This is a genomic window from Streptomyces sp. NPDC002536, from assembly GCF_053594995.1.
Genome location: NZ_JBSFWU010000241.1, coordinates 1 through 1818 on the forward strand (window position 1 = coordinate 1; position 1818 = coordinate 1818).

Here is a 1818-nt window from a genome sequence, read left to right on the forward strand (position 1 = left end):
GCCCACGCGGCGGAGCCGCATATGTCAACAGCCCCGCGCCCCTGACGGGGCGCACCGCACCCACGAGCGAAGACCCGCCGGACAGGCCCTAGCCTGCGGCGGGCGCGTACGCCCACGCCTCGGCGCCCTAGGTCAGCGGCACCAGGGTGCGCCGGTAGTCGGCGACCTCGTAGTCGTCGGCGCTATGCGCCTGCATGTGCAACTCGCACGGTGTGCCCGGACGGCGCACTGTGCTGCTCAGTGGTGCCAGGCCTGCCCGCCCGTGTTGTGGATCATCCGCTGCAGCACCTTGAGGGTCACGAGGTACTCCTCGTCCGCGATGCCGTCGTGCCGCTCCGCCCACATGGCCTTCTGTCGCTCCGCGCACCGCAGCCGGACGGCCTCGCCCTCGGCCGTCAGCCGGAGCCCGCCCGCGTCGTCGAAGACGACCAACTCCCGTTCGACAAGAGCGTCGATCTCGCCCTGGAGGGCGTCCTTCACGTCGAGGTAGCCCTGGAGGAGCGCGGTCACCTCGGCCCGGGTCTTCCCGTGCTCGTCGTTCGCCTGGTTCAGGACCCACCACTGGGGCTGGCTCACGTCGAACTCGGCCAGCCCGGCCCGGATATGGGTGACGACGGCCTTGTACGCGGCCCAGCTCCAGTAGCCGATGGGCTGGTTGACGAGTTCGCTGTCGGGGTGTGAGTAGTTCATGTGCACGAAAGTAGAACCTCGACCAAACCTGAGGTCAAGTCACGTATGGTGGCCTCCGAAGTAAACGATCAGTCAAGTCGGTCGAGAGAGAAGAGACGAGGCCCCCGTTGTCCGCGCGCACCCGTACCGTCGTCGCAGCCCTGCTGCTCCCCGTGGCCCTGGCCGGATGTTCCGGCGGCGGCCACAAAAGCACGGCGGACGCCGACGGCAGGCCGGGGTCCGCGCAAGCGGCCCTCGCCGCACTGCCGGTGAAGAAGGCGGCGTCCAAGGACGGTTACGACCGCACCAAGCAGTTCGGCTCCGCGTGGTCCGACTCCACGAGCGCCCCCGGCGGGGGCAACAAGTGCGACACCCGCAACGACATACTGCGCCGCGACCTGAAGAACCCTCAATTCGAAGCCGGTTCGAAGTGCGTCGTCGCCTCCGGCACCCTCGCCGACCCCTACACCGGAAAAACGATCCGCTTCGAGCGCGGCCCGAAGTCCTCGGCCGTGCAGATCGACCACATAGTGGCCCTGTCGGACGCATGGCAGACCGGCGCCCAGAAACTCCCACAGGACCGGCGCGAGGCCCTCGCGAACGATCCCCTCAACCTCGTCGCGGCGGACGGTCCGGCCAACATGGGCAAGGGCGACAAGAACGCCTCGGCCTGGCTCCCCGCCAACAAGAGTTTCGACTGCACCTATGTGGCCCGGCAGATCGCGGTGAAGAAGCAGTACAAACTGTGGGTCACGCCCGACGAGCGCGACGCGATGAAGAAGACCCTGTCCGGCTGCCCCTCCCAGCAGCTGCCGACCGAATCCACTTCCGGGGTCTCGCTCAAGCAGTAGGGACCGGGGCACCCCGAAATGCGGTCACTATTGTCCACCTGAGCGTGAGCGCGGGGGTCCCGGTTTGTGAGGCCACCCATAGGGTGCAGGTCACATACGAGGGTGGGTAGTGGGCTCCGATGGGGGTGATTCGGGCATTCTGCCCGCTCTGGGGGTGTCCCTTTCCGCCCGGTGGGGTAGTAGGTCACACCTTTGCCAGCGGTTTTTCCCGCCGCTAACACTGGTCGGGTCGCAGGGCGCCGTCGATCGAGACGCGGCGCTTCTTTCGCGCCAATGACGGCCACTGCGACTTCGCGAC

General features: G+C 67.7%; 2 protein-coding genes. One reads left to right on the plus strand and one right to left on the minus strand.

Annotated features, from left to right (window positions below; all coding sequences use genetic code 11):
- Nucleotides 1–237: 237 nt before the first annotated feature.
- Nucleotides 238–690, minus strand: a complete 453-nt coding sequence (locus ACWD4B_RS35705; RefSeq protein ID WP_451424670.1) for a MarR family winged helix-turn-helix transcriptional regulator — start codon at nt 688–690, stop codon at nt 238–240.
- A 107-nt stretch (nt 691–797) separates the two neighbouring features.
- Between ACWD4B_RS35705 and ACWD4B_RS35710 the strand changes: the two genes are divergently transcribed.
- Entirely contained in the window at nt 798–1520 is a 723-nt protein-coding gene (locus ACWD4B_RS35710; protein WP_451424671.1) for an HNH endonuclease family protein, read from the plus strand.
- Nucleotides 1521–1818 lie beyond the last annotated feature (298 nt).

Coding starts and splice junctions, on each gene's coding strand:
- ACWD4B_RS35705 (WP_451424670.1), bottom strand. CDS start 690: ATGAACTACTCACACCCCGACAGCGAACTCGTCAACCAGCCCATCGGC.